Origin of the sequence: Fulvivirga ulvae (assembly GCF_021389975.1) — a bacterium.
GTDB classification, from domain to species: Bacteria; Bacteroidota; Bacteroidia; order Cytophagales; family Cyclobacteriaceae; genus Fulvivirga; species Fulvivirga ulvae.
This window is the reverse complement of record NZ_CP089981.1, coordinates 2,657,028-2,683,763: the sequence shown is the minus strand read 5'-3', so window position 1 is coordinate 2,683,763 and position 26,736 is coordinate 2,657,028. Positions and strand designations below refer to the sequence as shown.

The following is a 26,736-nucleotide window of genomic DNA, read 5'->3' as shown; positions in this document are numbered from 1 at the left end:
AAGATGACCACAGAAAAAAAACTTACTAATGACATACTGGCAACCATAGTCCTTTATAATACGTCCCTTGAGCAGTCACAGACATTCCAGTCACTTTCGAAGTCATTATTATATTCGTCAGACCATCTGGAAATTTTGGTTTACGATAATTCTCGTGATAAAATGTATACTGGGAAGAAATACAACTCATGGCATATCCACTATTACCACGATCCGGCAAACAGTGGTGTTAGCAAAGCATTTAATCATGGTGGAGCCCTAGCCAAAACACTCGGCAAAAAATGGCTGCTATTACTGGATCAGGATACACTTTTCCCTAGGGAGGCTATTAACATTTATGCTAATGCTCTAAAAGAAAATATGCCAGGTTTACTTGCTCCATATCTTTTTTTTAAACGAAAATTAATAAGCCCCTTTAGCATAAAATCGGGAAAGGGGAGAATAATAAATTATATACATCCCGGAAAATACTCTTTGGATCAAATTATGCCTGTCAATAGTGGGCTGCTTATAAATGTTGAGGATTTTTGGTCTTGTGGAGGCTATAATGAAAGCTTTCCTCTTGACTATAGCGACTTTGCTTTTATTGAAAGGTACAGAAAAATATGCCCTGATTTCAAAGTCATTAACCTCGAATGTGAACATCAATTTTCCGGTCTTGATCATGCAGGAGATAAACAATCTGCATTGAAGCGGTTTGAACATTTCTGCAACTCTACTTTAAGATATAAAAGAGAAGTAAGCCCTTATTTAAAAAGTAGTAAATTAATAATAAGAAGAGCCCTTAGGCTAAGTATCGCCTACAAATCAATAAGTTTTTTAAAAATAGCTATTATGACTATTAGCAAAAAATGAGATGAAAGCCCTGGGCATCATATTACTTCAAATTATACTTCTGGAGCTTATACTTGGCGGAGGTGGCAGGTTTACCGCCGTTGGACCAGTAAGCCTTAGAATGATCCTGTTTGGAATCGCTATAATATATACAGCTCACAGCTTATGGAAACAAGAAAAAATCAATAGTCAATACTCAGCCTTAGTTTTGGCCTTCATTATTGTTACCGTTATTTCTGTATTAATAGGTAATTCTGTTAAAGCAGATAGTAAGCTCATATTTCAAGATGTAAAACCCCTTTCTTATTTTCTAATCTTGCCATTTTTTGCCTTAACTATTCAGGACAAAAGTTTATTAATCAACATATCCAAGCTTTTTATTTATGGCTCTTTATTTCTAAGTATAGCTTATCTGATTACAATTATTCTTATGAATGGGGGAATTATCCCCTTTAAAAAATTCTATGCGCTTACTTCTCCAACAGAAGAGTTTTTTTACCGAGGCGAGCTGGCATTTTTCTATAAAGGATTTATTTTTTTAAGTATAGGCTTAATTTTCGTCTATTTTATAAAGCCCAAACACTGGGCAATAATGGCTGCCATTATCATTTGTGCTATTATACTCACCTTTACACGAGGTTTTATATTTGCCCTGCTCTTAACAGGATTTACATATCTTCTAATACATTCCGTGCCTTTAAAACTAAAATTGCCGTCGCTCTTGGTTTTGTTAATAGCCACAATAGTTTTAGTCTACTATGGTAATGACATATACTCCAATGTCAGCCGTGTAATATCAAAAACTGAGATAAGCTCCGGTTTTACCCGTCAGTTTGAACCTGATAAGCTTTTAGGTAATCGTGAATTTTCCGATAGTGAGAGAAAGAAACAATTAAATCAAGTATTAGAACGCACAACGATAGCCTCTGTATTCCTTGGCCACGGATTTGGTATTGGCGTACCCGTCCGTCCGGTACACATGGAGATCTCTTATTTGGAGATTTTTCACAAGCAAGGACTATTAGGCCTACTCTTTTGGGGTACTGTATTCTTGATGCTCACTAAAAAGTTTCAAGCTTCAAAGTTTAACCAATCTCCATATTCAAGCGCTTTTTACTTTGGCTCATTATTTATTTTTTTTCAATCCGCCACCAATCAATATTTCAATAACCCTATAGGTATGTCATTTATTTTGGTTGCCTTGGTATGCCTCGATCTAACTTCAAAAAACGATGGCTAAGATATCGGTTTGCCTGGCTACACATAATGGAGAAAAATACATTCGTGAACAAATAGACTCAATTCTTCCACAATTAGGTATCCATGATGAGATAATTGTTTCAGATGATGGGTCAGAAGACACAACCATTTCGATTTTACATGCGTACCGGGATAAACGTTTAAAATTAGTTGACTGCGCTTCGAAAAACAGCCCCATAAAAAATTTCGAGAATGCGCTTAACCATTGTACCGGTGAGATAATCTTTCTCTCAGATCAGGATGATCTATGGCTTGCCGGAAAAGTTAAAACTATGATACAGGCTCTGGAAAAATTTGATTTGGTGCTAAGTGACTGCTACGTTGTAAATGAGGAATTACAACCGATGCACTCTTCACTATTTGATATTAACAAAGCACGTCCAGGATTTTGGAAGAACTTGTGGAAAAACAGCTATACGGGCTGCTGTATGGCCTTCAATCGAAAAGTACTGAGCAAGGCTTTGCCCTTCCCTAAGGACATACCCATGCACGATCAGTGGATAGGGCTGGTTGCCGAGTTGTTTTTCAAGACTGGTATAGTTGATACAAAACTGAGCCTTTATAGGCGACACGATAATACCACAACACAAACAGGAGATAAAAGTAACTATAGTTTACTATCCAAAATAAAATTTCGATTAAAGCTATTGAAAAACCTAATCCACCTATACCCATGAACCTCACAGCTTCCATCGTTGTATATAAGAATGATCTGCACATTCTAGAAAACACAATTAATAGTTGCCTGAAAAGCTATCATGACATTCATCTCTATGTCATAGATAACTCACCGGAAGATCATGCCAGAGTGCTTTGCAAGGATCCCCGAATAAGTTACATCTTTAATGGTAGAAACTTGGGATTTGGAGCTGCCCATAATATTGCATTAAGAGAGGTGCTGCACACATCAACGTATCATATTGTCGTTAACCCTGATGTGTATTTTAATGAAGAAGTTATTCCGGAAATGCACAAATTCATGGAGACCAATCCCGATATAGGTTTATCCATGCCCAAGGTGCTTTATCCTAATGGAGCTCTTCAGCATTTATGTAAATTACTCCCTAAGCCACACAACTTGATCTACAGACGTTTTTTGAGTTTTTATAAAGCTTTTGAAAAATATGATCACCTGTATGAGATGCGATTTACGGGTTATGATCAGGTAATGGACGTCCCTTTTCTTTCAGGGTGCTTCATGTTTCTCAGAACAGCCTCTCTGAAAAACACTGGCCTGTTTGACGAAAAGATATTCCTTTACACAGAAGACATAGATTTAAGCAGAAGAATACATCGGTCCTACCGTACAGTATTTTTCCCAAAAGTGTCAATCTTCCACTATCACGAAAAAGGATCCTACAAAAAACTACACCTGTTATTATACAACATTCAAAGTGCAGTTAACTATTTCAATAAATGGGGTTGGTTTATTGATAAGGAACGAGATCAGATTAACAAAAAAATACTATTAAACTACCTGGCAAATGATCGGTTTTAAAAATATACACCGACAGCTTTTTGTAGTCTTTACGGTGCTTTCCGTTGTTACTCTGCCATTCTCTATAAAGTTGTGCAGTATATCCATTGCTCTACTTACAACCAATTGGCTTATTGAAGGAAACCTAAGATCAAAATGGAAAATAATAAAGCATAACAGGTTGATATGGGTACTTTCCGGATTCTATATTCTCCACGCCTTCGGCATGTTGATCACCGAAGATATGAGTAGTGGTCTTTATGACCTTGAAAAAAAACTCTCACTTTTTGTCCTACCTATTGTAATGGGTACTTCTGAAAGATTGTCAACCAAAGAAATGACAACTATTTTTTACACCTTTATCATAGCGTGTCTAATCGCTGTCATTGTAAGTCTGGTATTTATAATTCTCTCAGGACATAATATTACTGACCCGGAACACCTGAACTTTGATTTCGTAAATAAGGATAAATTCCGGGATTCTTTTTCTGGCCCTGCCGAAACATGGAACCTGCTCTCATATGTAGGCTTTGGCTCTTTTCTTGGCATTCACCCAACCTACTTCTCTTTATATATCGCCTTTGCTGTCATACTTTTTGTTTGGCGATTCAAAGATCTCTTTCAAAACTATGGATATGTTATTAAGATACTTTCCACTATTGTATTGCTGATACTACTAACGGCACTGATTTTCCTTTCATCCAGAATAGTCATTTTCTCCTTCTCTTCCTTATGTATTTTACTGTTGGGAAATTATTTCTTTCGCAAGCAGAAGTATTTGCGCGGAGCTTTGTATTCCTGTGCTTTTATTTCAATTATACTTTTATTGATTTATATTAACCCCGTAACCTATTTCAGGGTTATTCAAGAACCACTTAACACTGGTTTCAAATACCCTTCTACTGATCAGCATTGGAACTCCTGGAACTTAAGATTACTACAATGGAAGTCTTCCCTTAAGATTATAGAGAGTAACTGGTTGACAGGAGTTGGCCCCGGGGATTCACAGCAATACCTAAACCAAGAATATGATAAAATTGGACTTGGCATATTTCAATCCGACTTCAATGCCCATAATCAATATTTACAAACGACCTTAGACCTAGGTATCCTTGGGTTCTCGTTTCTGATATTGTCATTTTTTTACCCGGTAATAAAATCTGGGAATAATCAAAACACTTTATTCCTGTCATTTCTATTTCTTTTTGGCGTGTGTTGTCTTTCAGAGTCAATGCTAGAAGTACAAAAAGGTGTGGTGTTTTATAGTCTTTTTAATTCACTACTGATTTTTCATGTTTTGCCCCTTAAACCAGAAAAGTATGCCTGAACCTGCCCATACCTATAACCTGTCCATAGAAAGTCAGCTATCAGATGACTTGCTTAAAACTCTATTGTATTTTGATGTTTTCCAGTACCCTCTTACAAAAGATGAGTTACTGTTCTTTTGTCCTGCCGCTTGCGAAGATGCCCAGGTAGACCTGGCGCTGGTAGAACTTATTGACAAGGGAATGATATATAAGTTTGAGCGGTTTTATTCATTGCACAATGCACCTGCATTAGTAGAAAGAAGGCTTGCAGGCAATAATCTTGCGACACAAAGGATGAAAACTGCTAAACGAGTATCCCGGCTCATTTCATGGTTTCCTTTTGTACGGTCGGTGATGCTTTCGGGGTCTATTTCCAAAGGCTATATGGACAAAGGTAGTGATCTGGATTTCTTCATCGTCACGGCTCCGGGTAAACTTTGGATCACAAGAATGTTCCTTGTTCTTTTTAAAAGAATATTTCTTTTCAACTCTCATAAAAACTTCTGTGTCAATTACTTTATTGACACAGAGAACCTGGAAATTGAGGAACAAAATTTATTTACAGCAATTGAATCAGTAACATTAATTCCAACTTATGGAGAAAATTGTTACTATGAATTCTGGACTGCCAACCAATGGGTACAAAATTATTTTCCGAACTCAGCCCCAAGGGAAACAAATACAATAAGGAATGGTAACGCCCTGATCAAGTCTTTCTCTGAAAGACTATTCGACAACCGACTGGGAAATGCAATTGATCAATATTTCATGAACGTGACCTTGAAACGCTGGAAGCAGCTCTTCGAAAAGCGGTTTTCGAAGAGGGATTTTGAGGTAGCCTTTAAAACAAAAAAATATGCATCAAAGAACCACCCAAGGTTCTACCAGAAGAGTATACTGGATAAATATCAGGACAAGATTAGAGAGTTTGAAGAAAATTTTAATATAACCCTTAGCTCACCGCTAAAATGAAAAAAGTACTTTTTACCCATTCATTCTTTTATAAACTTGATTACAAGCAATGGAAGTTCAAGCAGCCGTACCCTCCATTAGGGACTCTCTTTGCGGCTTCATTGTTACGCGAGAATAATTATTCAGTTTCCTTATTTGACACTAATCTCAGAGATTCTCCCCATGAAATACTTGAGGCATTGGAAAGGGAAATGCCCGAGTACCTTGTCATTTATGATGACGGCTTTAATTATCTTACCAAAATGTGCCTTACCAATATGCGTGAGGCTGCCTTTGAGATGATAGAAATCGCCAAAGGATTTGGTTGTACCATTGTAGTTTCCAGCTCCGATGCCTCTGATCACTATGAAGAATACCTTGATCATGGCGCTGATTTTATAGTAATCGGTGAGGCTGAAATGACTTTACTGGAACTGCTCAACGAAATTCAGAAGCCTACACCACTTATAGAAACTGTAGTGGGCTTAGCTTTTCAAAATAATAGCCAAACACATTTAACCGGTAGCCGGCAGGTTCTACGTGAACTCGATATTTTGCCTTTACCGGCTTGGGATCTCGTAAATATTGACGAGTACCGGCAAATATGGATAGAGCATCACGGCTATTTTTCCTTGAACCTTGCCACTACAAGAGGGTGTCCTTATAAGTGCAACTGGTGTGCTAAACCAATTTACGGGAACAGGTATAATACCAGGTCTCCGGAAAGAGTAGTAGAGGAAGTTGAGCTTCTAATAACGAAGCACAAGCCTGACCATTTTTGGATATGTGATGACATATTTGGTTTAAAACCAGGATGGATCCAAAGTTTCCGGGACTTACTAAAAGAGAAAAACCTGCAAATCAAGTATAAGATCCAATCACGTGTTGACCTGCTACTTCAGGAAGACACTATTGATGCCCTCGCTGAATCTGGTCTCGAAACTGTTTGGGTAGGTGCAGAATCTGGCTCTCAGAAAATACTTGATGCTATGGATAAAGGCACAAAGGTTGAACAAATTGGTGAAGCCACAAAGTTATTGCAGCAAAACGGCATTAAAGTCGCATTTTTCCTGCAATTCGGATATTTGGGAGAGACCAAAGAAGATATAAAAAAAACAAAAGACATGGTACTTAACCTGATGCCTGATGAAATTGGCATTTCAGTTTCTTACCCGCTACCGGGCACCAAATTTTATGACAAAGTAAAACTGCAATTGCAAGACAAGGCTAACTGGACTGACTCCGATGACCTTGACACCATGTTTTCCAGTAGTCAGGATAGGGATTTTTACAGGAAACTACCACGCTATATTCACAAGTTATACAGAAAGAAGCGTGGAATTATGAAATTCAAAGAACTGCTGCGGCATCCCCTAAGGGTAAATTATAAAAATTTAAGGCCTGTTTTAGCTACCTTGTATTATATACCGTCCATTGTGATGGATAAACTCAGGTTACGAAAATATGATTCTTTCCGGGATGATAACTGCTTTTGACCATATTGCTGCCACTTATGATGATGACTTTACCCATGGCTCCATTGGAGCATTGCAGCGCCAGAAAGTATGGGATTACCTGGAGAAAGCCTTACCCGACAGGCCTTTATCAATCCTGGAGCTTAATTGTGGCACAGGAGAAGATGCCGTTCACCTGGCAGGACAAGGCCACAGTGTTTTGGCAACAGATCTGTCCGAAGAGATGATTTCAGTTGCCAGGGCTAAGGCTCAAAAAATGGGACTGACTCAACAGACTACCTTTATTCAGTGTAATATTAGCAGCATCGCACAGGCAGACTTTAATTCGAAATTTGACCTTATCTTCTCAAATTTTGGAGGACTCAATTGCGTAGATGCTATGAGTTTGCAAAACCTCAGCAAAGTTGCCGCGCGATTATTAAAACCAAATGGCAGGTTTATAGGGGTAATCATGCCGGCTTTTTGTGTTTGGGAAAGTATTTACTTCCTATCAAAGCTTCAAGTAAAAAAAGCTTTCCGAAGAACCAAAAGAGGCCCCTTGATGGCTCCCATTAATAAAGAGCAAGTTGAAACGTGGTATTACACTCCAACACGAATAGAAACTATGTTCCGAAGAGAGTTTAAACTTGTTGGATTGAGGCCGGTAGGTTTCTTTCTGCCGCCATCATACTTGGGAAATTTTTTCAGAAACAAACGGCGTCTGTTAAACAAGCTGGATTCAATGGAGGATAGAGTTAATGCTTTCTCCCATTTATCAAATTATTCAGATCATTATTTGATTGATCTGGAATTAACAAAAACCACTTCAGAATGAAAGTGCTGCTTACACATGGTTATTTCCTTAAAGAGGATGAAAAAGAGCAGGCCATTCTCAAGCCCTATCCTCCATTGGGCATCCTTTATATTTCTGCATTTCTCGAGCAGAGCGGTATAACGACTGAGGTTTTTGATTCAACATTTTCCGAAAAGCGTTTGCTAAAAGCCCATTTAATAAAGGAAAAGCCTAAATACCTGGCTATTTATGTTAACCTGATGACAAAGGTCAATGTGCTGGAGATCATTCGTTTTGTTAAAAACTCGGACGAGCTAAGCCACACTAAGGTTATTTTGGGCGGACCGGAAGTGACTTATAATACCGATGGTTTCCTGAATCACGGAGCTGATTTTTTGGTTATCGGAGAGGGGGAGGAAACCATGCTGGAACTGGTGACAAGCCTGGAGAACCAGCCGGAGCAAATTCCCATGATCGATGGGATCGCTTACAAGGATCAGGAGGGAAATAACCGTACGACCTCCAAGCGGACCAAAATAAAAGGTATAGACCAACTTCCCATGCCGAACAGGCAGGCTATTGACCTTCATAAATACCTCGATCTATGGAAAAATGCGCATGGATCAAATGCCATTTCCATTAGTACCATGCGCGGTTGTCCCTATACCTGCAAGTGGTGTAGCCGTGCGGTTTACGGGTTGAGTTACCGAAGACGATCCCCGGTAAAAGTTGTTGACGAACTTGAATGGATACAAAAGACCTATAATCCGGATACGCTTTGGTTTGTGGATGACGTTTTTACTGTCAGCCATAAATGGCTGGAAGAGTTCAATAGCACATTAAAAGAAAGAAATTTAAAGATCGCTTACGAGTGCATCACCCGTGCTGACAGGATGAATGAAGACGTGATCAGAATGATGAAGGAATCAGGGTGCTTTAGGGTTTGGATAGGTGCAGAAAGCGGCTCTCAAAAAGTCATCGATCTCATGGATCGCAGGGTGGATGTACAAAAGGTGCGTGAAATGATCATACTTGCCAGAAAGCATGGTATCGAAGCTGGTACATTTATCATGATCGGCTACCCCGGGGAAACCGAATCGGATATTGAAGAAACCATTCACCACCTAAAAAGCTCAAACCCTGACCATTTTACTATTACTGTTGCATACCCCATTAAGGGAACGGAGTTATACCAGGAAGTTGAGGCACTGCAAACAACAGAACTGGAATGGAGCACAAGCTCAGACAGAGATATAGATTTTGAAAGAACTTATTCCAGGGACTATTATGGCCACGCTTTGAGACGGGTCATCAGTGAAGTCCATTATTTCAAAAACAAGGAGTCCGGAAATATTACAGCCGCAGCAAAGTTCAAGATCAAATCGCTTTTATCCAAGGTTGGTATGAAATGGGAAAAAATGAAATATATAAACCATGCTTAATCTCTGGGTAAGTGTTAAAAAGACATATCATATTATCCCTGATTGCTTTAAGAAACAGGCAATATGGTCATTATTTTTAACACTTTTCAATGGCCTGCTTGACATCATCTCCCTAGCGGCGATCATACCTATAATCCTTATTTTCATTAATCCTGAACAAATTACAGGTCACTCCATACTAGCCTCCCTCTACGAGCAGCTTGATATTCATAGTGAATTCAACTTTCAAATAATTGCGCTGTCAGCTCTTGTCGCCTTGTTTCTGGTCAAGAATCTGGTGAGTGTCTGGGTGAACTATTACATTTCAAAATTGACTTTCGATATTTCAACGAACTTGTCCAGGAGATCACTACAGCATTTTTTTAGTCAAAACTACCTTGAGTTCACGAAGTCTAACTCCGCGATTGTGAGCAGAAAAATAAAAACCATTCCCCACGATTTCGCCAGCTATATGCTTACGCCACAGCTAAACCTTATCACTGAATCAATAGTTGCCGGTATCATAATAGCAGGCATTTGCTTGTACAATCCTGTTATCTGCATGCTTTTAATAGCAGTGATGTTACCCATACTTTTTACCTGGAAGTGGTTTAAAAACCAACATCTTCAACATATAGAAGAAGATTTCAGAAATACTTATCCGGTCAGCCTCAAATATTTACTACAAGGTGTAGATGGCTATATTGATGTCAAAATCTATCAAAAGGAAGATTTTTTCATTGAGAAATTCATAGGGCTGAAGCATCAGATGAACAGGAACTACGCCTACCTCAAAACCGCATCATTTCTTCCTGCCAAATTCCTTGAGGTTATTCTGGCCCTGAGTATTGCCCTTATATTTGGTTATTCATTGTTTTTTGAGCTAAGTGGCGGGCTTGTACCTCTTCTCAGCCTGTTTATTGCAGGCTTCTACAGACTTTACCCTTCTACTACAAAAATTATTAATGCACTAACAAACATTAAAGTCTACAACTATGTGCTGGAAGAATTAAACATCGATGAGCATGATGCTCCGGCAGACAAAAATGAAACTCTTAATTTTAATAACCACGTACAGTTACAAAAGGTAAGCTTCAAGTACCCGGGAAAAGAGCCTTTATTTGACAATTTGAGTCTTGAGTTTATGAGGGGGCAGTGTATTGGAATCAGTGGTGCATCGGGCTCCGGGAAAACTACTTTGATTAAATTACTTACAGGATTGATCACGCCGGATTCTGGCAGAATATATATTGACAATGAACAACTGACGGAAAATAATAAAACAGGATGGCTGGCACACATAGGCTACCTGCAACAACAGCCGGTGATTATTGATGCGACCCTGGAAGAAAATATTGCCTTTGGTGAACATGAAGTAAACACAATCAAATTGAATGATGTGATCCGTAAGGCAAACCTGGAAAGTTTCATTAACTCCTTACCTGACGGCTTAACAACACAACTGGGAGAAAACGGTGTACAGGTTTCAGGCGGCCAAAAACAGAGGATAGCACTTGCCCGGGCTTTATATAGGAATTCCGAGCTTTTTATTTTTGATGAGGTCTCCAATAACCTCGACAAAGCCAACTTACTTGAAGTGCGGACTTCTATAAAGCGGCTTCTGGCTTCAGGTAAAACGGTAGTGGTGATTGATCATGATCTTACTTTGCTTGAAATAGCTGATAAGATATGGAGAGTTACAGATGGACAGGTCCATGAAACCACTTTAAAAGCCGATGTTCTATGAATAGGAGTTTGATCAAAAAACCTGTCAATGCCAGCCGTCGTATGGTCTTTCGCATTGAAAAGTGGTTTTATAAGATCGGCCTGTTCAATACTCAACAGCTAACATTTCCTGACTTTTTATGTATTGGCTCTCAAAAGGCAGGCACTACCTGGCTTTATGAAAACCTGCGATGTCACCCGGAGTTATTTCTGCCCGACAGAAAAGAATTAAACTATTTTAGCAGCAAGTACCGGTTTTATGGATTGCCGTTAAGTGCATACAGCGACTATTTTAAAGCTGCACAGGGGGTTAAAGGTGAAGTCACCCCATGTGCTAATTTACCTCTAGGGCGAATACGGTTTATTAGAAACATAATCCCAGACCTGAAGCTGATACTCATCATCAGAAATCCCATTGATCGCATGTGGGCATCTGCCTTGATGTATTTGGTAAGGGCTCAGAAAAAGCATTTTGAAGACATAAAAGATGAAGAGTTTTTTAAACTCTTTAATAATAAGGACCTTTTCTCCAGAGGTGAGTATACCAAAATACTGAAAAACTGGAGAAGTGTTTTCCCAAAAGAGCAAATTCATATTTGCTTTTATCATGACCTCCTTAATGACCCTAAAGCATTTTTAAAAGAAATCTTTCTCTTTTTAAATATATCTGATCAGGTTGATTGGGACCGTTTTCCGGTGAGTGACACCTTCAATAAAAGCCCTGATCACGCTTTGCCTGCGCACATCAAAACGTATCTGGAAAATTTATATAAGCAAAGCCTTGAGGAATTTGAAGAAGAATTTCCTAAGGAGGTTGGATATTGGCATAGTGATTTTAACCGCAAGGGACGCTAAGTTTTATGCAAAGGGCACTAAGCAATTTGCATAGATACGGACTCCATTGGAGCGCATTTCAAACTAATTCTTCCGAGATAATTACAATTAATAATTTGTAATTTAAAATCTAAGGTTACATTAAGTCAATCGGAAGTATGCATAGCATCTAATTATTTCATAAAATTTTTTAATTATTATTTGCAATGGATACAAATCAGGTACTAGACCAGGGATTGACTCCAAGGGATGGAGCAGCCCAGGTGAAAATTAATTTAGCCAGCGCCGGACAAAGGATTGGAAATTATGTTATTGATACAATTGCTTATTATATTCTCTTAATTGTCTTTATTTTTATTTTGGGTTTTCTGGGCATACTAGACGATTCCCCAATCCTCATTTACCCACTTGCTTTTGGGATAATTTTTGGGTACTACATCATTATGGAAGCTACTTTTGGTAAAACCCTAGGCAAATTTGTTACAGGCACAAAAGTGGTAACTGAAAATGGAGAGAAGCCAAGTGCAGGTGCCATTGTAGGGCGTACTTTTTGCAGATTGATACCTTTCGAAGCATTCTCCCTTTTAGGCTCTCAGGCTATTGGATGGCATGATTCCATCCCTGGCACACGAGTTATCCGTGACAGGTAAATTGACAATACCGTGTCCTGTCCCCCGACAGGACACCCATTTGATGCCCGTTCTCTACATTAATACCACCTTAAAAGGGTGCACTTCCGCCTTCATCAAACCGTTTTTTACTGCAGGGTCATTACTCATCAATGCAGCTGCTTCTTCCTGGTTTTTGGCTTTAAAAACGACAATACCAAAATTATTCTTGTTGACCACATCATAGTCTGTACGACCTACAAAGAAAGCCTGCCCGGTATCATGAAGTTCCTTGAGGTAATTGAAGTGGCTGTTGGCAATCATAGTGACCTCATCAGTCCAGTTTGCTTCATCCTGATATTCAGGTAAGAGGGTCAATATATAAATGTAATCTTTCATCTCTTCATTGACATTTTCGCCATTATGTTGGCAAAGCCCTTCCAAACAGCCAGCGCACATTGCTGCTAAAAACAAGCATCTTATTATCACTGCCATAGGATTGTTGTTAAAAATGAACATATCAATTTAGCTTTTTTTGACAGGCCAAATCCACAGTCTTACTGATATATTTTCTAAGACCTAAATCTCCAATTCCAGCACCTTTTGTCCCTGACCAGCTGCCCTCCCATACGGATTGCAGTTACCTATTGCCTGTCTTAGCACTTGCTTTGTAGCATGCCTGAAATCCGGTTTATTTCTAAACAGTAACAAGTTGCCGAAAAGAGACCACACAAACCATAACCTGTGCCACCAGCTAAACCGGGGATATTTTCTTAAAAAGTAATCCAGCGCCACCAACCGGCGGTAGTATGTGGTAGCACTTTCCAGCCTGTTTTCCTGGCTTTGATGATGATAAGCTTTTGCAGCGCACACTACGTTAACAGCTTTCTTATCGGGAAACCCCATGGCAACGCCATAATTATCTCCTATCCCATGTGGGTCGAGCACCTCATCATAGGGAGAGTTAATGAGCCATTCCCTCTTTATAATGCTGGCACCAAGTCCATAGACCGATGTTCGGAAAACCGGAGGCTGAAAGTTGGTAATTAATGGCCAGCCAGCCCAGGACAACGAGTTTCCCCTGCCCTGGTAGTACCATTTGATAATCTTATAAAAAGGCTTCTGCCATATCCGCGTACTCATGCAACTGATATCGCCCCAGACTGACTGCTGGAATACAAATGCGAAAAGCAGCCTTCCAAAGCCAGATGGTGGATAGCTGTACTCCCAGCCATCACTACCTTTTTGCAGTACAAGGCCCGATGCAGCGCCTAATTTATCTTCTTCTAAATGTTTCATCAATATAGACACATAGTCTTCAGGGAGATTGATGTCGTCATCACATAAAAAAACATATGGGGAGCTGGCCTTCTGTACCCCTATATTACGCTGGATGCAAACCGAAGGTGTGGAATTCAGGTATTGGATGTTCAGTGAAGGAAATGCCTCTGCCAAGGCTTCCATTTTCATCCTCTTATCACTGGAATCCACCACAATTATTTCTTTCAGAGGGTAGGTCTGCTTTGACATATCTTCCAGAAGGCGCATCAGACTTTCAGACCTGTTTCTGGTAGGGATAACGACACTTAATTCAGACATCATAACGACACAGAGCTAACAGGTAATAGAAATTGAACATTCAGGCTTTCGGGTTCCCTAATCACCTCAGCCATTCCTTTAAGAATATACTTGCACTTACTGTTCAGGTAAACCGGGACAAAATCGTCATAACGGAGTACAGACGTTAATTTATCATTATAGCCAGTAGGATTTTTTTCACCTGTTATATCCGTATTGCCTCGTAACATCAACAACTATTTTATGTGGTTATTATAAATGTCCGCAAACCTGTTTACAGTAAAATGAATATCATGAGCTTTAGCCCATTCATAAGCCCTTTGCACTGTAGATTTCCAATATTTCTCATCGGCAGCAATTTGCAGCACCTTTTCTGCAAGGCCTTCAAAATCCCCCGGCGTGACAGAAACAGTCTCGTATTCAAGATCTGAGATCATACCGGTTTTCGTACCAGCGACCAGTACTTTGCACGCCGCAGCCTCCACAGTGACCACGCCCTGAGCTTCATAGAGAGATGTATGCATCATAGCATGTGCCCAGGCAAAATATGCAGGCAAATCTGTATTCTTTACCGGCCCAAGAAAGGTTACGCTATCCTCAAGATCCAATTCCGAACATAATTTTTGAATTTTTCCATTGAGATAATCTGCACCGGCAATTTTCAGGTGGCAATCCAGCTTGTCACGGATCAACCGAAACGCTCTGAGCAGAGTCTCCTGATCTTTAACCTCGGTGAGATTGGCAACATGCAGGAAATGAAACGGAGGGCTATAAACTTTATTTGTCGGAGTAAAAATACTGGTATCTACACCGGTAGGAGTCACCTGAATATCTTTCTTAAAACCGTACTTCCTGAGCACGCTTGCCTGGAAATTAGTAAGAACAGTTACCTGATCGGCTCTCTTTAGCGTACTTAAAAGCCACTTTTTTTTATTTGACTTCAGCAAATATCCGTAGGCAATAGCCCCTACTTCTGCCGTTTCCCCTCCCCTCAGGCTTACAACTGACGGACGCATCAAAAGCTTACCCAGAAGTACTGCCAACGTACCGGAAGCTCCTCCCCATATACCGTGAAAAAGATCATAGCGATCCTTTAAATGATCTCGCCAGATCATAAAACTTAAACGCAGCATCCTTGAAAGTGCTGATTGTTCCCGCGTTGCAGTGATGGCTTTTAGCCTGAAATTATCGGGTTTATAATCAGGGTTTACAGAAATCAGCGAATAAACCGTGACCTCAAAATGTGCTGATAATCCATTAATTAAATTGACCAAAGCTGGCAGGCCTTGATTGTAAAATCCATTACTCACACCGCCCGGAACAATTATGGCTATCTTTTTCCTACGCATACTGTAGTAATTTCTTGGCCTCATCCAGAACTATTTCCGGGGTATATCTTGTGAGACACCGTACATCTCCAAACTTGCACTCCGCAGCCATACACCCTCCACATTCCATATCTGCGGAACTCAAGCATATGGAGTGCTCTCCCAAAGGCCTTGACCGGTCACTAATTGACACACTATACAAAGCAATTGTAGGCCTGCCTGATACCCACGCCATATGCATGAGACCAGAATCTTCGGATACGATCAAAGACACATACTGCAAAATGGCAAAGGCGGTGGCCGGAGAGGTCTTCCCCACTAAATTAATCAGGTTTTCCCCTAACTGTTCCTGCAAGTAGTCAGCCTTTTCCCTTATTCTATCAATGCCTAAAATAAGAAATTGCGCGTCGGGATATTTTTTTAAAAGTAATCGGCCAAACTCAGCATAGTAATCTATCGGCCAGTTTTTTGAGGGTGTAAAACCTGCGGGGTTCAGCGCTATAAGTTTTCTCCCTTCGTACCAACCGGCATCCTTTAGAAGGGCAATACCCTTAGACGGATCGGTTATATGAATATTAAAATCCGGAGAAAAATCCCCCAGGCCTATATTTCTTATTGTATTCTCAGTTCTTACACCGGCCGGATTGTACGAATGCTTGTCAAATTCACTCCAGGAGGCAGGTGAAAGTAACTTCCGTATTATCTTACTTATTCTATTATTTTGAAGGTCTACTACAATGTCGTATTGCTGACTTCGCAGTTTAAGCGCCAATAGTAAAGCATAAACAGCCTGTTTTCTGGTGTTTCTTCCCCCCTTCAAAGTATAAACATTAGAAAACAATTCTATTGAATTTGGAATAGGGTCTGTTTCCTCACGAGTCACAAAATCTATTTGTGTATGAGGCAGGCATTTTTTCAACCCTTGAATGTAAGGAAAGGTGATTACCATATCACCCATAGCCTGTAGTCGAATGAAAAGCACCTTTTTTGGAGCTTCCCCGGACAACCATGGACGATATTGTGCCTTTTCATTCATCATTTAAAATTAAATAAAAGATTAGCGGAAGCAACTTACTGAAGCACCTCTAATTCAATCTGGTAAAATCTCAGCGACTACTCCTGTACGGAAAAAAAATGTAAAGGGTTTACTGACCGCAATCGAGTGCGGAGAAATTTTCTCATTTATTTATTTGACTAATAAATATTTCATTCTACTTTTACCCCAACAACACGAATTTAATCGTAGTGCAAAAGACAAATAACATATATTCTTTGGCTTCTGGCAATCCCGCCCCAGGATTGATCGGCACTACTATTATTACCATTACCACAACCCCGTAGGGGGTTTATACTTACATACCACCGTAAGGGGCTGGGCTCCGATTTTTCTTAAAAGTTAATTATCAAATTTTCAACGCCATAAATTAGTTATTTATGCAAGTCTTAAAATTTGGAGGCACTTCTGTAGCTTCCGCTAAAAACATCGCATTAGTAAAGAATGTAATCTTCGAAAAATCTTCTTCCAACCAGATCATTGCAGTCGTATCTGCTTTGGGAGGCATTACCACACAATTAGTCAACTGTAGTGCGATGGCTGCCACGGGCAATGCTGAGTACTTAAAAGAACTCGCCCAGGTAGAGCAAAAGCATATTAAAACTGTTCAAGAGCTCATCCCATTGAAAAAGCAGAGCAAAACAATGGGGAAGGTAAAGGTATTGCTCAACGAGCTGGAGGATATCTGCAGAGGCGTGTTTCTTATCCATGAACTCACGACCAAAACAAGCGATAAGATCCTCAGCTTTGGAGAAAGGCTGTCATCTACCATTATAGCCGATTACTTCAATGACATGGAGCACAACACTTTTTTGGCTGATCCGCGGGATTTTATCGTTACCGACAGCAACTATAGCCGAGCGGAAGTGAACTTTGAAAAGACTAATACCAAAATCGCATCTTACTTCAAAAACGTAAAGGAAAAACTGATCGTCTGCCCAGGTTTTATTGCAGCATCAGAAGATGGCGAAATCACTACACTGGGACGTGGTGGTTCAGACTATACTGCAGCCATAATTGCTGCAGCCCTGAACTCTCCTGAATTAGAAATATGGACTGACGTGAGCGGCATGATGACTGCAGACCCACGACTGGTTTCTTCAGCCTATGCCATTGAGGAAATTTCCTACGAAGAAGCCATGGAGCTGTCACATTTTGGGGCAAAGGTGATATACCCTCCTACCATCCAGCCGGTACTGGAAAAGAATATCCCAATACACATAAAAAATACATTTAAAAAAGATGATGTGGGCACCGTCATTAAGCAGGCATCAGCTACCAATGGCAGCCTGATCAAGGGACTGTCTTCTATACAGAATATTGCCCTATTTAACCTATCTGGCAGCGGCATGGTAGGCATACCCAATTTTTCTCACCGCTTGTTCAGGGCCTTGTCTACCGCAAAGGTAAATGTGGTCATGATCACCCAGGCTTCATCTGAGCATACCATATGCGTGGGGATAGATGCCGGGGACGCAAAGAAGTCACAAGCGGCCATTGAAAATGAATTTACTTATGAACTGTCAACCCACAAGATAAACCCGGTGCAGATAGAAAAAGACCTGGCCATAATAGCCCTGGTAGGTTCTAACATGAAGGAAAAAGTGGGCGTGAGCGGTACTATGTTCAGCGTATTGGGACAAAATGGCATTAATATCAAAGCCATAGCACAAGGCTCTTCAGAAAAAAATATTTCGGTCGTAATCTATGAGCGGGAAGTAAAAAAGGCCCTGAACAGCTTACACGAGAGTTTCTTTCTATCTGAAAAAAGACGTATCAACCTTTTCATGATAGGAGTTGGAAATGTTGGAGCCGCCCTTATAGAGCAGTTGCGTAAGCAAAAGCAGTACCTCAGCCAGCACCATCACATTGACCTGAGAATAGTGGCTATGGCCAATAGCAAAAAAATGCTATTTCAGGAAGGAGGCATCAACTTCAAAAACTGGAAAGAAAGTCTGATGGAAGATGGCGAAGCTATGAAAGTCGAAGACTTCCTCCAACAAATGGAGACGCTAAACCTGCGTAACAGTATTTTTATTGACAATACGGCCAACGCCGATATTGCAGGTCTTTATAAAAGGGTACTTAAAAAGAGTATTTCAGTAGTTACTCCCAATAAAATTGCCTGCACAAATTCCTATCAGGATTATCTGGAGCTTAAAAAGACGGCATTGCTGTACAAGGCCAAATTCCTCTTTGAAACAAATGTAGGGGCAGGCCTTCCGGTAATCAACACACTTAACGACTTGATCAAAAGTGGTGATGAGGTTCTAAAAATAGAAGCGGTACTGTCAGGAAGCCTGAATTTTATATTCAACAATTTCAACAAAGAGGCAAAGTTTGCCGACATAGTAAGGCAAGCCCAAACTGAGGGGTATACAGAACCTGACCCGCGCATTGACCTTAGTGGGGTAGATGTAAAACGAAAGATATTGATCCTGATCCGTGAAAGCGGTCTGGATATGGAAATAGATGATATTCCTGCACAGGCTTTCATCCCTGAAGACTGCATGAATGCACCGTCTATCGATAAGTTTTTTGAAAAACTGGAAGAGCACGAAGAAGTATTTCAGCAATTGGTAAAAAAGGCAGAGAAAGAAGGTAAGAAGATAAAATACGTGGCCTCTTACAACAAAGGAAAGGCTGAAACAGGTTTACGTTTTGTAGAAAAATCGCACCCGTTTTATAACCTGGAAGGGAAGGACAACATTGTACTTTTCACTACCAAACGATACCCGGAACAGCCGCTGGTCATCAAAGGTGCCGGTGCCGGTGCAGAAGTAACTGCCTCAGGGATATTTGCTGATATAATGAGAATCGCTAATGCCAATTAATGTTTATGCCATGGAAAAGAAAATAAAGGTATTTGCTCCGGCCACTGTTGCCAATGTTGGACCCGGATTCGATATTTTCGGTCTGGCACTGGAGGGTATCGGAGACGAACTGGAAGTAACCTTAAGAGATGACAGTGCCATTAAAATTCACCCGATAGAAGGTTATGAAAACCTGCCCACTGACCCTGACCTGAATGTAGCCGGGGTAGCCATTCAGGCGCTGCTTAAAGAATTAGATTCTCAACAAGGGTTCGAGATCGTGATCAGGAAACGCGTGATGCCTGGCAGTGGCCTGGGCTCCAGTGCCTCAAGCTCAGCCGCAGCAGCCTACGCCGCCAATGAGCTATTGGGTAGCCCTTTCAGCAAAAAAGAGCTCGTACGTTTTGCCATGGAAGGTGAAAGGGCCACCTCAGGCAAAGCCCATGCAGACAATGTAACACCTTCATTGCTTGGTGGCTTTACGCTTGTCCGCAGTTATGGGCCACTGGATGTAGTCAGCATTCCTTACCCTAAAGAGCTGCATATCGCAGTGGTCCACCCTCAAATTGAGGTGAAAACGGCCGACTCCAAGCGCATTCTGAAAAGGGAAGTATCTCTGGAAATGGCCATCAGCCAGTGGGGCAATGTAGCAGGGCTTGTGGCCGGACTGGCCAGTGGAAATTTTGACCTGATTGGAAGATCACTGGAAGACCATATTGTTGAACCCATCCGTTCCGTACTGATCCCCGGATACGCAGGGGCCAAGCATCAGGCCATTGCTTCAGGGGCATTAGGTTGCAATATTTCAGGCTCAGGCCCGTCTATCTTTGCACTCACCGAAGGCAAGGCTACGGCTGAGAAAGTGGCCCGGGCTTTTGATGAATATTATACTGACCTGGGCATTGATCATAAAGTCTATGTTTCAGGTATCAATGCCGAAGGAGCCAAAACGATCAATAAACTGGCCGAAAAGGTTTAAACATAATTTTAAAGCTATGAGATGTTAGCTCTCAATACCTGATACTAATATCTCAATACTAAAGATACACTAATGCAGTACTATAGCACTAATCATAAAACCCAACCCGTAAGCTTTAGAGAAGCTGTAATCAAAGGTTTACCCGATGATAATGGCCTGTTTATGCCTGAGCAAATCCCGGAGCTTCCCAAATCATTTTTCAATAGCCTGTCTACACTCAGCTTAGCCGAAATTGGATACAACGTTGCCGAGTCCTTTGTGGACGAAGATATACCCGGCACAGCTTTGTATGACCTTATAGAGGATACCATGGGCTTTGAAATTCCGGTCAATGAAGTAGAAAAAGACATTTATGCTCTGGAGCTCTTCCATGGGCCTACCCTGGCTTTTAAGGATGTCGGGGCCAGGTTCCTGGCCCGTTGCCTGAGCCATTTTTCAGGTAGCGAAGCTAAAAAGGTGACCGTTCTGGTAGCAACTTCCGGCGATACAGGTAGTGCTGTAGCCCATGGTTTTTTGGGAGTTGAAAATGTAGATGTAGTGATCCTCTACCCAAAAGGCAAAGTAAGCAAGCTGCAGGAACAACAACTCACCACTTTAGGGCAAAACATCACTGCCCTGGAAATTGACGGCACATTTGATGACTGCCAGCGCATGGTTAAGAGCGCCTTTTTGGATAAGGGGTTAAATGAAAAGATGCAACTTACTTCTGCAAACTCGATTAACATTGCCCGGTTAATTCCGCAGTCCTTCTACTACTTCTGGGCCAAGGCACAACTACCGGACAAAGACTTGGTGTTTTCGGTACCCAGCGGTAATTATGGAAATCTTACCGCAGGACTATTGGCCAAAAAAATGGGCCTGGATATCAAAGGTTTTGTAGCCTCATCCAATATCAATGATGTGGTGCCCAATTATCTGGCTTCAGGTAAGTTTAATCCTACCGCATCAAAGCAGACGATATCCAATGCCATGGATGTGGGCAACCCAAGCAACTTTTACCGGATGCTTGACCTTTACCAGGGCGATTGGAATAAAATAACAGAAGAAATAAAGGGCTTCAGTTTCACCGATGAGGAAACACGTGCAGCCATGAAAGAGGTCTATAAAAACACGGGCTATACGCTCGACCCTCATGGAGCAGTAGGTTATCTAGGCCTTAAAAACTACCTAAAAGATCATCAGGCAACAGGTATTTTTCTCGAAACTGCACATCCTGCAAAATTCAAAGATGTAGTGGATGAGGTTATTGGAAATGTTGATGTACCCGAAAGGCTGGCCCAGTATATGGATAAACAGAAAAAGAGTATTGAAATGGGGTGTGAGTTTGAGGAGTTGAAGGAGTTTTTGATGAAGAGGTAATGACACATGGTTTTAGTGATTGGATGACTTCGGGGTCATCTGATCACTAAAGACATCTATTCAATTCTTTTATAGATTACCGTTGATTCGGTTGGATCGACACTACCGCTAGAAAGACCAATGGTATTCTTATCTATAAACTGTACCCTAAATTCGACAGAAGAACTTAAACCATATAGTGAAAATAGCTCACGGCCAATTTTCTTTTCTGTTAAACGAAATTGATATTTAGAGCTTCTGGTTATTTCTGAAACCCAGACATCGTCAAGCTCAGAAAAAAGCTTAACATACTTATTTTCATTTAGTTTGGAGATCTTTCCTTTAAGCCTATTATTATCTTTGATAATCGTAATCCGTATCCCATCAAACATTTTACGTCCTTTTAGTTCCCAAACACCTACAAACTGATCTTCGGGGACATGATCATATTTTTCAGAGCAACTGAATGAGAAAATCAATAAACAAAATGCTAGCGCTATATACTTCATATTAATACTTTAGTCAGCAAAGTAAGAATAATGTGTTTAGCAAAAGAAATAAAATGGCTAAAATCAATATATCCGGATATGCTTCAATAGCCTTATGAGCTTTACTAATCCCGTAAGAATAGCCTTAGAATTAGATTGTTACAAAACTCTAACTTTAAAATAATTGAAGCTCTCTCAAGTTACCACTTTAAGCTCATTCCTGGATATTTATGAGCTTTAAACTAAGGTTTAGTGAGCTGTATTTTTTTTGATAAAGAGGTGATGACTGATCGTTTTAGTGATCGGATGACTTCGGAGTCATCCGATCACTAATTTATAAGTGTAATTACTTCGGCTGAATCTGAGCCACAAAAGTCTGTCTCATTATCTTACCATCCTGAACTACAAATGAGTCGGAACCCAGTGGTACGTTTAAGGCCGGGGTCTCGGCATGCCAGACAATATAGGCCACATCTTCCTCCACATGCTGGATGTCAATCTCGAAAACTGTACCATCCACCGGAAAGGCCGGAAGCAGGTTTTCATAGTATGCCTCTATCTCATTTAATCCAATAAATACTCCTTCCGGAGTCACCAGAATAGATGATTCAGTGTAATCATCCAAAATGCGGTCAACATCCCTTAATCCGAAACCAATCAAATGGTTTTCAAGAACTGCGGCTGTTATTTCCGGGTCCACCAGAGGGCCGCAGGGAGGTTCTCCATCCGGAGGCAGCGGATGGTCATCGTCGCAGGCGAAAAATACGCAACTCAACAGCGTAACCAGCAGTGTGTAAGCGAAGGTTTTCATAACATTTCAGGTTTTAGTGATCCTTACAAACTCCAAAATATTTTACTTCATCAAAAACCATAAAACCACAAAAAGGTACTTACATAATATAAGTGCCTTTTTGTGAACACTTTAGAACTACTCTATCACCAGGCGTTGGTCCTTTGGATATTTCACTTCATACTTCAAATCCACTTGCTTGTTGTCACCCGGCTCAAACTTAAGCTTCCAGCGAAGGGTACCTGTAACTTTGTTGTACTCCGCTTTAGATGACTCGAGCAAATCAACTGTTATCTCTTTATTAGTGGCTACCGGCACCTGATCTTCAATGGTGATATTGATTGGTTGTTGCTTTTTATTTCTGACCTTAATTTCAAAGCCAACCAATTCTTTTCGGTTACTTCCGATAAACTGGGCTGAGCTTAAGTCATTTACCTTTTCCCGTGTGATAACAATATTTTTATCACGACCCAGAGAAATATTTAGGGTGTCTTTTACATTGCGGGTATCCAGTACCGTCTTTCCTATAAACTTACCTTCAAAAAATAAATTGGCCTCTCCCGCAAGAAAATTGTAGCCATCCCAGTCCGTTACCTGGGCCTTAAGAAATGCATCCGTATCCAGCTTAGGCACAGCATAGTAATGGTAAGTAGCTGGCAGATCATAAGCCACCATATCTACGGTTTGGTTTCTTCCATCTGATTTGATTGTATAAGGGTCATCAACTGTAAATTCCAGTGTTGTTTGTTTGATAACAGCGGTTGCGGCTATCTCCTTTTTAACTTTTGGTTTGTATTCGTAAGATGAACGTGAACTATAGCCCGCCGCTCGACTACTTAGACCTGTAACTACAACTTCCGACAACTGTTGTGTATCCTCATACATAGCCACATCAATCACTGAGCGCTGCCCTATACCTATTTCCTGGCTTTCCATCCCAACAAAGGAATAAACTATGGCTTGGGCATCCTGCGTAAGTGGCAGTTGATAGTAACCGTCAATATCAGTAACAGTGCCTACGGAGGTGCCTTTGATGACCACATTCACACCGGGAAGCCCCATACCATCTTCACCAACTACCCTGCCCGAAACCTCATTACCTGCAACGGAATAGGTTCCTATTTGCCCTTGTCTTCCATAATCATTATATGCCACACGGTTGTTGAAGTTCAGGTACCAGGTGGAAAGGTTAGGCGCAACACTGCTCTGGCTTGGGTCTGCATTGCTAAATGTAAGTTTTACCCTGTCCCAATCTTCCCCGGTATTCTGGTGTACGTTAGCTTTGTACGTAACCTCAACGGGCTTAAGCACATTTTCAGCTCTGATATCATAAGAGGGCATCCAGCCTGCTTCCTGTACCAGGTAAGTCAGGATAAATTTAGATTTTAAAGTGGTTTTGGCCGATACCTTTACCAAAACTTCCCGGACCGGTTCTGGTCTTTTATTGCTAAGCTCCGTTAATTGAGCATTTACCTTGCCCTGCTCGTCCTGCAAGGTTTTTATTTTCCTCACCAACTCCAGCTCTTTCCCTTTTATCTCAGCCAGTCGTAAGCGGTAATATTCCGCAGCTTGTTTAAGTTCATCTATATTTACGCCATTATCCGTTCCGCCAATGGCCTTATTGCTGATCAGTAAAGATTCCTCCTCCTTATATACCTCCAGCCACACTTCGTGGTCAGCTATCTGCTCTTTCAGCTTATCCCTTTTAGCTTCCAGAGCTAAAATTTGTTCTGACTTCGTTCTTTCATCCAGGTAGTTGAGCCGGCCAGAAACCGCCAGCACTTTTAAACCACCATTAAATGCCTTTACCTGGATGCTTCTTTCCTGAATATTGACAGGAAGATTACCTATTACAAGGGTTGTATTTCCCGATGGTACCGTGACATCAAAGCTCCGGGTAACCTGCGCCCCTTGCAGGTAAACGGTAACTTCTGATATTTTGGACATCACCGGTTGCTCCTCACCCTGGGCAAGCAAGCATGAAGAAATGAATAGAAGGATTGCGGTACAGATAATTTTCATAATACTAAAGGTCAATGTGAAACATGTTTAGTATTATGATGCAATTATATTACCGATTCCATAAGGTACGCTATTTTTTAATCCATCAGCTTAGCACATCAAATATTCAGCATTATTTTTCCAGAGTGTCTAATGCGTCTATTACATCTCTCTGATTTTCCTGGTACCCGATATGGTAAGGTGGGGCTATGCGATCACCGCAATCCGTAAGTGAACAACGCTCGCAGGTAGTGTTCACCACTTTGGTTACGATATCCGGATCATCAATAAACTTGATCCTTTTGCGCAGGTTGTTGTCAATATATACGCCTATGGTGACACTCATACTTTCATTGGAATTGGAAACATTCGGAAAAGCAATAGTCAGGCAGAAATACTCATTGGGTGTCTCGTGGTATCGTGAGATTTGGGCACCGGCAATAACTGGTACTTCCTTTTTAAGGCGGTGCATACTTCTCAGCTCCTTGATCAGGCCAATGGAGATCCACCGCCTGCAATAGTGCTCATTCAGGCTGTTCGCATGCGGATTATGCGCCCTGGATAAATGAAGCTCCTTGGTCAGCTCGTAAGATGAAAAATCATCGGTACCAAGAAACCTGAGAAAGAACAGGTTTTTGATTCCAAAATATTTGGGTAAAATGTTGGTGAGTCGCTGCATCAACATCTCGGGTGTAGCATTGTATTTGGTGATGAATGACAGTAATTGATTACCATCCCACTTTTTATTTTTAGCAAACTCCCTTACATCTGTTACCACGGTATCCTCATCCATTAGTAAAGCCGCAGAAAAGTATGAAGCTTTATAATTATTGAGTAATGCTTCAAAGTTATAGCTTCTTTGCGGAGGTGTTTCCATCGGCCTCTCTTTTAGCTTTAGGTATTGAAAACCTATTTCACGACCAAGCAGAAAGCACTCCTGAGCATCCGTCAGCTCATTGTTGAGCAACAATCTTTTCCCCTTGCTTTTATAGTAAGAGCGCAAATGCCTCAAAGCACCGAATTCCGGCAACTCTTTACGATCAACGAATATGCCATAGTTTTCCATGAGCACATACTCAAGCTGCTCTTTTGTGACCGGTATGGTATTAATACTTTTATTGGCCTCTCGAAAATCTTTTACCGCCTTTTCAATTTCAGGAAAATAATTGTCATGCATCTCCTGGTATGAACGAAGTGCAGCATAGTAGAAATGCTCCTGGTTCATCTCATAGTTGCGGGAGATCAACGAAATGGAACTGATAAACGCATTGATTTTTTCCGGTGATACGGAAATAAGTTCTATAATCTTTTGGGCATCCAACCCGAATATGTGCAGAGGGAATTCTTTAAAAAAATCAGACTGCAACAAATTGATCACGGGCTGCAATCTTTTGGACACTTTTAAAGAGACGAGGTTGTCGTAAGACTCACCCAAAGCCTCCGCCAATTGCATGATCTTATCCCCTTTCGGATATTTTTTCCCCTTCTCTATCTCACTTAAATAAGAAATTGAAAGTCCTGTCTTCTGCGCTAGTTCCTGAAACGAAAGTCCCTTCTCAACGCGTAAATCGCGGATTTTAAGCCCAAAGATGTGTTTGAGCGAAAAGTTTTCATTGGCCATGATTCAAAGGTAATTAAAATTTGTGTAAAATTTCTTTTAGCGAAATTTCGCTATTAATGAAATTTTACTGATATTCGTATGA

Annotated in this window: 23 protein-coding genes; 15 read left to right on the top strand and 8 right to left on the bottom strand. The window is 40.8% G+C overall.

Annotated features, from left to right (window positions below):
* Positions 1–3: 3 nt before the first annotated feature.
* The 12 genes from LVD17_RS11150 (at position 4) to LVD17_RS11095 (ending at position 12,706) form a co-directional block, all read left to right on the top strand.
* Positions 4–855: a glycosyltransferase gene (locus LVD17_RS11150; protein WP_233766796.1), complete on the top strand. Its 852-nt coding sequence runs from the start codon at positions 4–6 to the stop codon at positions 853–855.
* A gap of 1 nt (position 856) precedes the next feature.
* The gene (locus tag LVD17_RS11145) at positions 857–2,074 is read left to right on the top strand and encodes an O-antigen ligase family protein (RefSeq protein ID WP_233766794.1); all 1,218 of its coding nucleotides are present in this window, start codon (positions 857–859) and stop codon (positions 2,072–2,074) included.
* On the top strand, positions 2,067–2,771 hold the full coding sequence (locus LVD17_RS11140; protein ID WP_233766792.1) for a glycosyltransferase family 2 protein: 705 nt from the start codon (positions 2,067–2,069) through the stop codon (positions 2,769–2,771). The genes LVD17_RS11145 and LVD17_RS11140 overlap by 8 nt, the downstream gene beginning before the upstream one ends.
* Positions 2,768–3,592 carry a glycosyltransferase family 2 protein gene (locus LVD17_RS11135; RefSeq protein ID WP_233766791.1) on the top strand — a complete coding sequence of 275 codons (825 nt, stop codon included), beginning with the start codon at positions 2,768–2,770 and terminating at the stop codon, positions 3,590–3,592. Before LVD17_RS11140 ends, LVD17_RS11135 begins: the two co-directional genes overlap by 4 nt.
* Positions 3,579–4,898: an O-antigen ligase family protein gene (locus LVD17_RS11130; protein WP_233766790.1), complete on the top strand. Its 1,320-nt coding sequence runs from the start codon at positions 3,579–3,581 to the stop codon at positions 4,896–4,898. The genes LVD17_RS11135 and LVD17_RS11130 overlap by 14 nt, the downstream gene beginning before the upstream one ends.
* Positions 4,891–5,850, top strand: a complete 960-nt coding sequence (locus LVD17_RS11125) for a nucleotidyltransferase domain-containing protein (protein ID WP_233766789.1) — start codon at positions 4,891–4,893, stop codon at positions 5,848–5,850. The genes LVD17_RS11130 and LVD17_RS11125 overlap by 8 nt, the downstream gene beginning before the upstream one ends.
* Positions 5,847–7,325, top strand: a complete 1,479-nt coding sequence (locus LVD17_RS11120; protein WP_233766788.1) for a B12-binding domain-containing radical SAM protein — start codon at positions 5,847–5,849, stop codon at positions 7,323–7,325. The genes LVD17_RS11125 and LVD17_RS11120 overlap by 4 nt, the downstream gene beginning before the upstream one ends.
* Positions 7,309–8,118, top strand: a complete 810-nt coding sequence (locus LVD17_RS11115; RefSeq protein ID WP_233766786.1) for a class I SAM-dependent DNA methyltransferase — start codon at positions 7,309–7,311, stop codon at positions 8,116–8,118. Before LVD17_RS11120 ends, LVD17_RS11115 begins: the two co-directional genes overlap by 17 nt.
* The gene (locus LVD17_RS11110; RefSeq protein ID WP_233766784.1) at positions 8,115–9,518 is read left to right on the top strand and encodes a B12-binding domain-containing radical SAM protein; all 1,404 of its coding nucleotides are present in this window, start codon (positions 8,115–8,117) and stop codon (positions 9,516–9,518) included. The genes LVD17_RS11115 and LVD17_RS11110 overlap by 4 nt, the downstream gene beginning before the upstream one ends.
* A complete protein-coding gene (locus tag LVD17_RS11105; RefSeq protein ID WP_233766782.1) occupies positions 9,511–11,244 on the top strand; it encodes an ATP-binding cassette domain-containing protein in 1,734 nt (577 codons plus the stop codon). The genes LVD17_RS11110 and LVD17_RS11105 overlap by 8 nt, the downstream gene beginning before the upstream one ends.
* Positions 11,241–12,077: a sulfotransferase domain-containing protein gene (locus LVD17_RS11100; RefSeq protein WP_233766781.1), complete on the top strand. Its 837-nt coding sequence runs from the start codon at positions 11,241–11,243 to the stop codon at positions 12,075–12,077. The genes LVD17_RS11105 and LVD17_RS11100 overlap by 4 nt, the downstream gene beginning before the upstream one ends.
* 185 nt (positions 12,078–12,262) lie before the next feature.
* On the top strand, positions 12,263–12,706 hold the full coding sequence (locus LVD17_RS11095) for an RDD family protein (RefSeq protein ID WP_233766780.1): 444 nt from the start codon (positions 12,263–12,265) through the stop codon (positions 12,704–12,706).
* A gap of 54 nt (positions 12,707–12,760) precedes the next feature.
* Here the strand turns inward: LVD17_RS11095 and LVD17_RS11090 are convergent, their stop codons facing one another.
* The 4 genes from LVD17_RS11090 to LVD17_RS11075 form a co-directional block, all read right to left on the bottom strand.
* Positions 12,761–13,159, bottom strand: a complete 399-nt coding sequence (locus LVD17_RS11090; RefSeq protein ID WP_233766778.1) for a YciI family protein — start codon at positions 13,157–13,159, stop codon at positions 12,761–12,763.
* 84 nt (positions 13,160–13,243) lie between these two features.
* The gene (locus LVD17_RS11085) at positions 13,244–14,266 is read right to left on the bottom strand and encodes a glycosyltransferase family 2 protein (protein ID WP_233766776.1); all 1,023 of its coding nucleotides are present in this window, start codon (positions 14,264–14,266) and stop codon (positions 13,244–13,246) included.
* Between the two features lie 212 nt (positions 14,267–14,478).
* On the bottom strand, positions 14,479–15,591 hold the full coding sequence (locus LVD17_RS11080; protein WP_233766774.1) for a glycosyltransferase family 4 protein: 1,113 nt from the start codon (positions 15,589–15,591) through the stop codon (positions 14,479–14,481).
* Complete coding sequence (locus LVD17_RS11075) at positions 15,584–16,609, bottom strand: glycosyltransferase family 9 protein (RefSeq protein WP_233766772.1); 1,026 nt, start codon at positions 16,607–16,609, stop codon at positions 15,584–15,586. Before LVD17_RS11075 ends, LVD17_RS11080 begins: the two co-directional genes overlap by 8 nt.
* Before the next feature lie 395 nt (positions 16,610–17,004).
* Between LVD17_RS11075 and thrA the strand changes: the two genes are divergently transcribed.
* From thrA to thrC, 3 genes are all read left to right on the top strand, one after another.
* Complete coding sequence (gene thrA / locus LVD17_RS11070; protein ID WP_233766770.1) at positions 17,005–19,458, top strand: bifunctional aspartate kinase/homoserine dehydrogenase I; 2,454 nt, start codon at positions 17,005–17,007, stop codon at positions 19,456–19,458.
* A gap of 10 nt (positions 19,459–19,468) precedes the next feature.
* A complete protein-coding gene (locus tag LVD17_RS11065; protein WP_233766769.1) occupies positions 19,469–20,416 on the top strand; it encodes a homoserine kinase in 948 nt (315 codons plus the stop codon).
* A gap of 72 nt (positions 20,417–20,488) precedes the next feature.
* On the top strand, positions 20,489–21,775 hold the full coding sequence (thrC, locus tag LVD17_RS11060) for a threonine synthase (RefSeq protein WP_233766768.1): 1,287 nt from the start codon (positions 20,489–20,491) through the stop codon (positions 21,773–21,775).
* A 56-nt stretch (positions 21,776–21,831) separates the two neighbouring features.
* Here the strand turns inward: thrC and LVD17_RS11055 are convergent, their stop codons facing one another.
* The 4 genes from LVD17_RS11055 to LVD17_RS11040 form a co-directional block, all read right to left on the bottom strand.
* The gene (locus LVD17_RS11055) at positions 21,832–22,263 is read right to left on the bottom strand and encodes a hypothetical protein (protein ID WP_233766767.1); all 432 of its coding nucleotides are present in this window, start codon (positions 22,261–22,263) and stop codon (positions 21,832–21,834) included.
* A gap of 325 nt (positions 22,264–22,588) precedes the next feature.
* Entirely contained in the window at positions 22,589–23,053 is a 465-nt protein-coding gene (locus tag LVD17_RS11050) for a nuclear transport factor 2 family protein (protein ID WP_233766766.1), read from the bottom strand.
* A 117-nt stretch (positions 23,054–23,170) separates the two neighbouring features.
* Positions 23,171–25,054, bottom strand: a complete 1,884-nt coding sequence (locus LVD17_RS11045) for a mucoidy inhibitor MuiA family protein (protein ID WP_233766765.1) — start codon at positions 25,052–25,054, stop codon at positions 23,171–23,173.
* A 112-nt stretch (positions 25,055–25,166) separates the two neighbouring features.
* Complete coding sequence (locus LVD17_RS11040) at positions 25,167–26,654, bottom strand: helix-turn-helix domain-containing protein (RefSeq protein ID WP_233766764.1); 1,488 nt, start codon at positions 26,652–26,654, stop codon at positions 25,167–25,169.
* Positions 26,655–26,736: the final 82 nt, after the last annotated feature.

Excerpts from the sequence above, each read along its gene's own strand:
- LVD17_RS11150 (WP_233766796.1), top strand. The coding sequence starts at position 4 with ATGACCACAGAAAAAAAACTTACTAATGACATACTGGCAACCATAGTC.
- LVD17_RS11145 (WP_233766794.1), top strand. The coding sequence starts at position 857 with ATGAAAGCCCTGGGCATCATATTACTTCAAATTATACTTCTGGAGCTT.
- LVD17_RS11140 (WP_233766792.1), top strand. The coding sequence starts at position 2,067 with ATGGCTAAGATATCGGTTTGCCTGGCTACACATAATGGAGAAAAATAC.
- LVD17_RS11135 (WP_233766791.1), top strand. The coding sequence starts at position 2,768 with ATGAACCTCACAGCTTCCATCGTTGTATATAAGAATGATCTGCACATT.
- LVD17_RS11130 (WP_233766790.1), top strand. The coding sequence starts at position 3,579 with ATGATCGGTTTTAAAAATATACACCGACAGCTTTTTGTAGTCTTTACG.
- LVD17_RS11125 (WP_233766789.1), top strand. The coding sequence starts at position 4,891 with ATGCCTGAACCTGCCCATACCTATAACCTGTCCATAGAAAGTCAGCTA.
- LVD17_RS11120 (WP_233766788.1), top strand. The coding sequence starts at position 5,847 with ATGAAAAAAGTACTTTTTACCCATTCATTCTTTTATAAACTTGATTAC.
- LVD17_RS11115 (WP_233766786.1), top strand. The coding sequence starts at position 7,309 with ATGATAACTGCTTTTGACCATATTGCTGCCACTTATGATGATGACTTT.
- LVD17_RS11110 (WP_233766784.1), top strand. The coding sequence starts at position 8,115 with ATGAAAGTGCTGCTTACACATGGTTATTTCCTTAAAGAGGATGAAAAA.
- LVD17_RS11105 (WP_233766782.1), top strand. The coding sequence starts at position 9,511 with ATGCTTAATCTCTGGGTAAGTGTTAAAAAGACATATCATATTATCCCT.
- LVD17_RS11100 (WP_233766781.1), top strand. The coding sequence starts at position 11,241 with ATGAATAGGAGTTTGATCAAAAAACCTGTCAATGCCAGCCGTCGTATG.
- LVD17_RS11095 (WP_233766780.1), top strand. The coding sequence starts at position 12,263 with ATGGATACAAATCAGGTACTAGACCAGGGATTGACTCCAAGGGATGGA.
- LVD17_RS11090 (WP_233766778.1), bottom strand. The coding sequence starts at position 13,159 with ATGGCAGTGATAATAAGATGCTTGTTTTTAGCAGCAATGTGCGCTGGC.
- LVD17_RS11085 (WP_233766776.1), bottom strand. The coding sequence starts at position 14,266 with ATGATGTCTGAATTAAGTGTCGTTATCCCTACCAGAAACAGGTCTGAA.
- LVD17_RS11080 (WP_233766774.1), bottom strand. The coding sequence starts at position 15,591 with ATGCGTAGGAAAAAGATAGCCATAATTGTTCCGGGCGGTGTGAGTAAT.
- LVD17_RS11075 (WP_233766772.1), bottom strand. The coding sequence starts at position 16,609 with ATGATGAATGAAAAGGCACAATATCGTCCATGGTTGTCCGGGGAAGCT.
- thrA (WP_233766770.1), top strand. The coding sequence starts at position 17,005 with ATGCAAGTCTTAAAATTTGGAGGCACTTCTGTAGCTTCCGCTAAAAAC.
- LVD17_RS11065 (WP_233766769.1), top strand. The coding sequence starts at position 19,469 with ATGGAAAAGAAAATAAAGGTATTTGCTCCGGCCACTGTTGCCAATGTT.
- thrC (WP_233766768.1), top strand. The coding sequence starts at position 20,489 with ATGCAGTACTATAGCACTAATCATAAAACCCAACCCGTAAGCTTTAGA.
- LVD17_RS11055 (WP_233766767.1), bottom strand. The coding sequence starts at position 22,263 with ATGAAGTATATAGCGCTAGCATTTTGTTTATTGATTTTCTCATTCAGT.
- LVD17_RS11050 (WP_233766766.1), bottom strand. The coding sequence starts at position 23,053 with ATGAAAACCTTCGCTTACACACTGCTGGTTACGCTGTTGAGTTGCGTA.
- LVD17_RS11045 (WP_233766765.1), bottom strand. The coding sequence starts at position 25,054 with ATGAAAATTATCTGTACCGCAATCCTTCTATTCATTTCTTCATGCTTG.
- LVD17_RS11040 (WP_233766764.1), bottom strand. The coding sequence starts at position 26,654 with ATGGCCAATGAAAACTTTTCGCTCAAACACATCTTTGGGCTTAAAATC.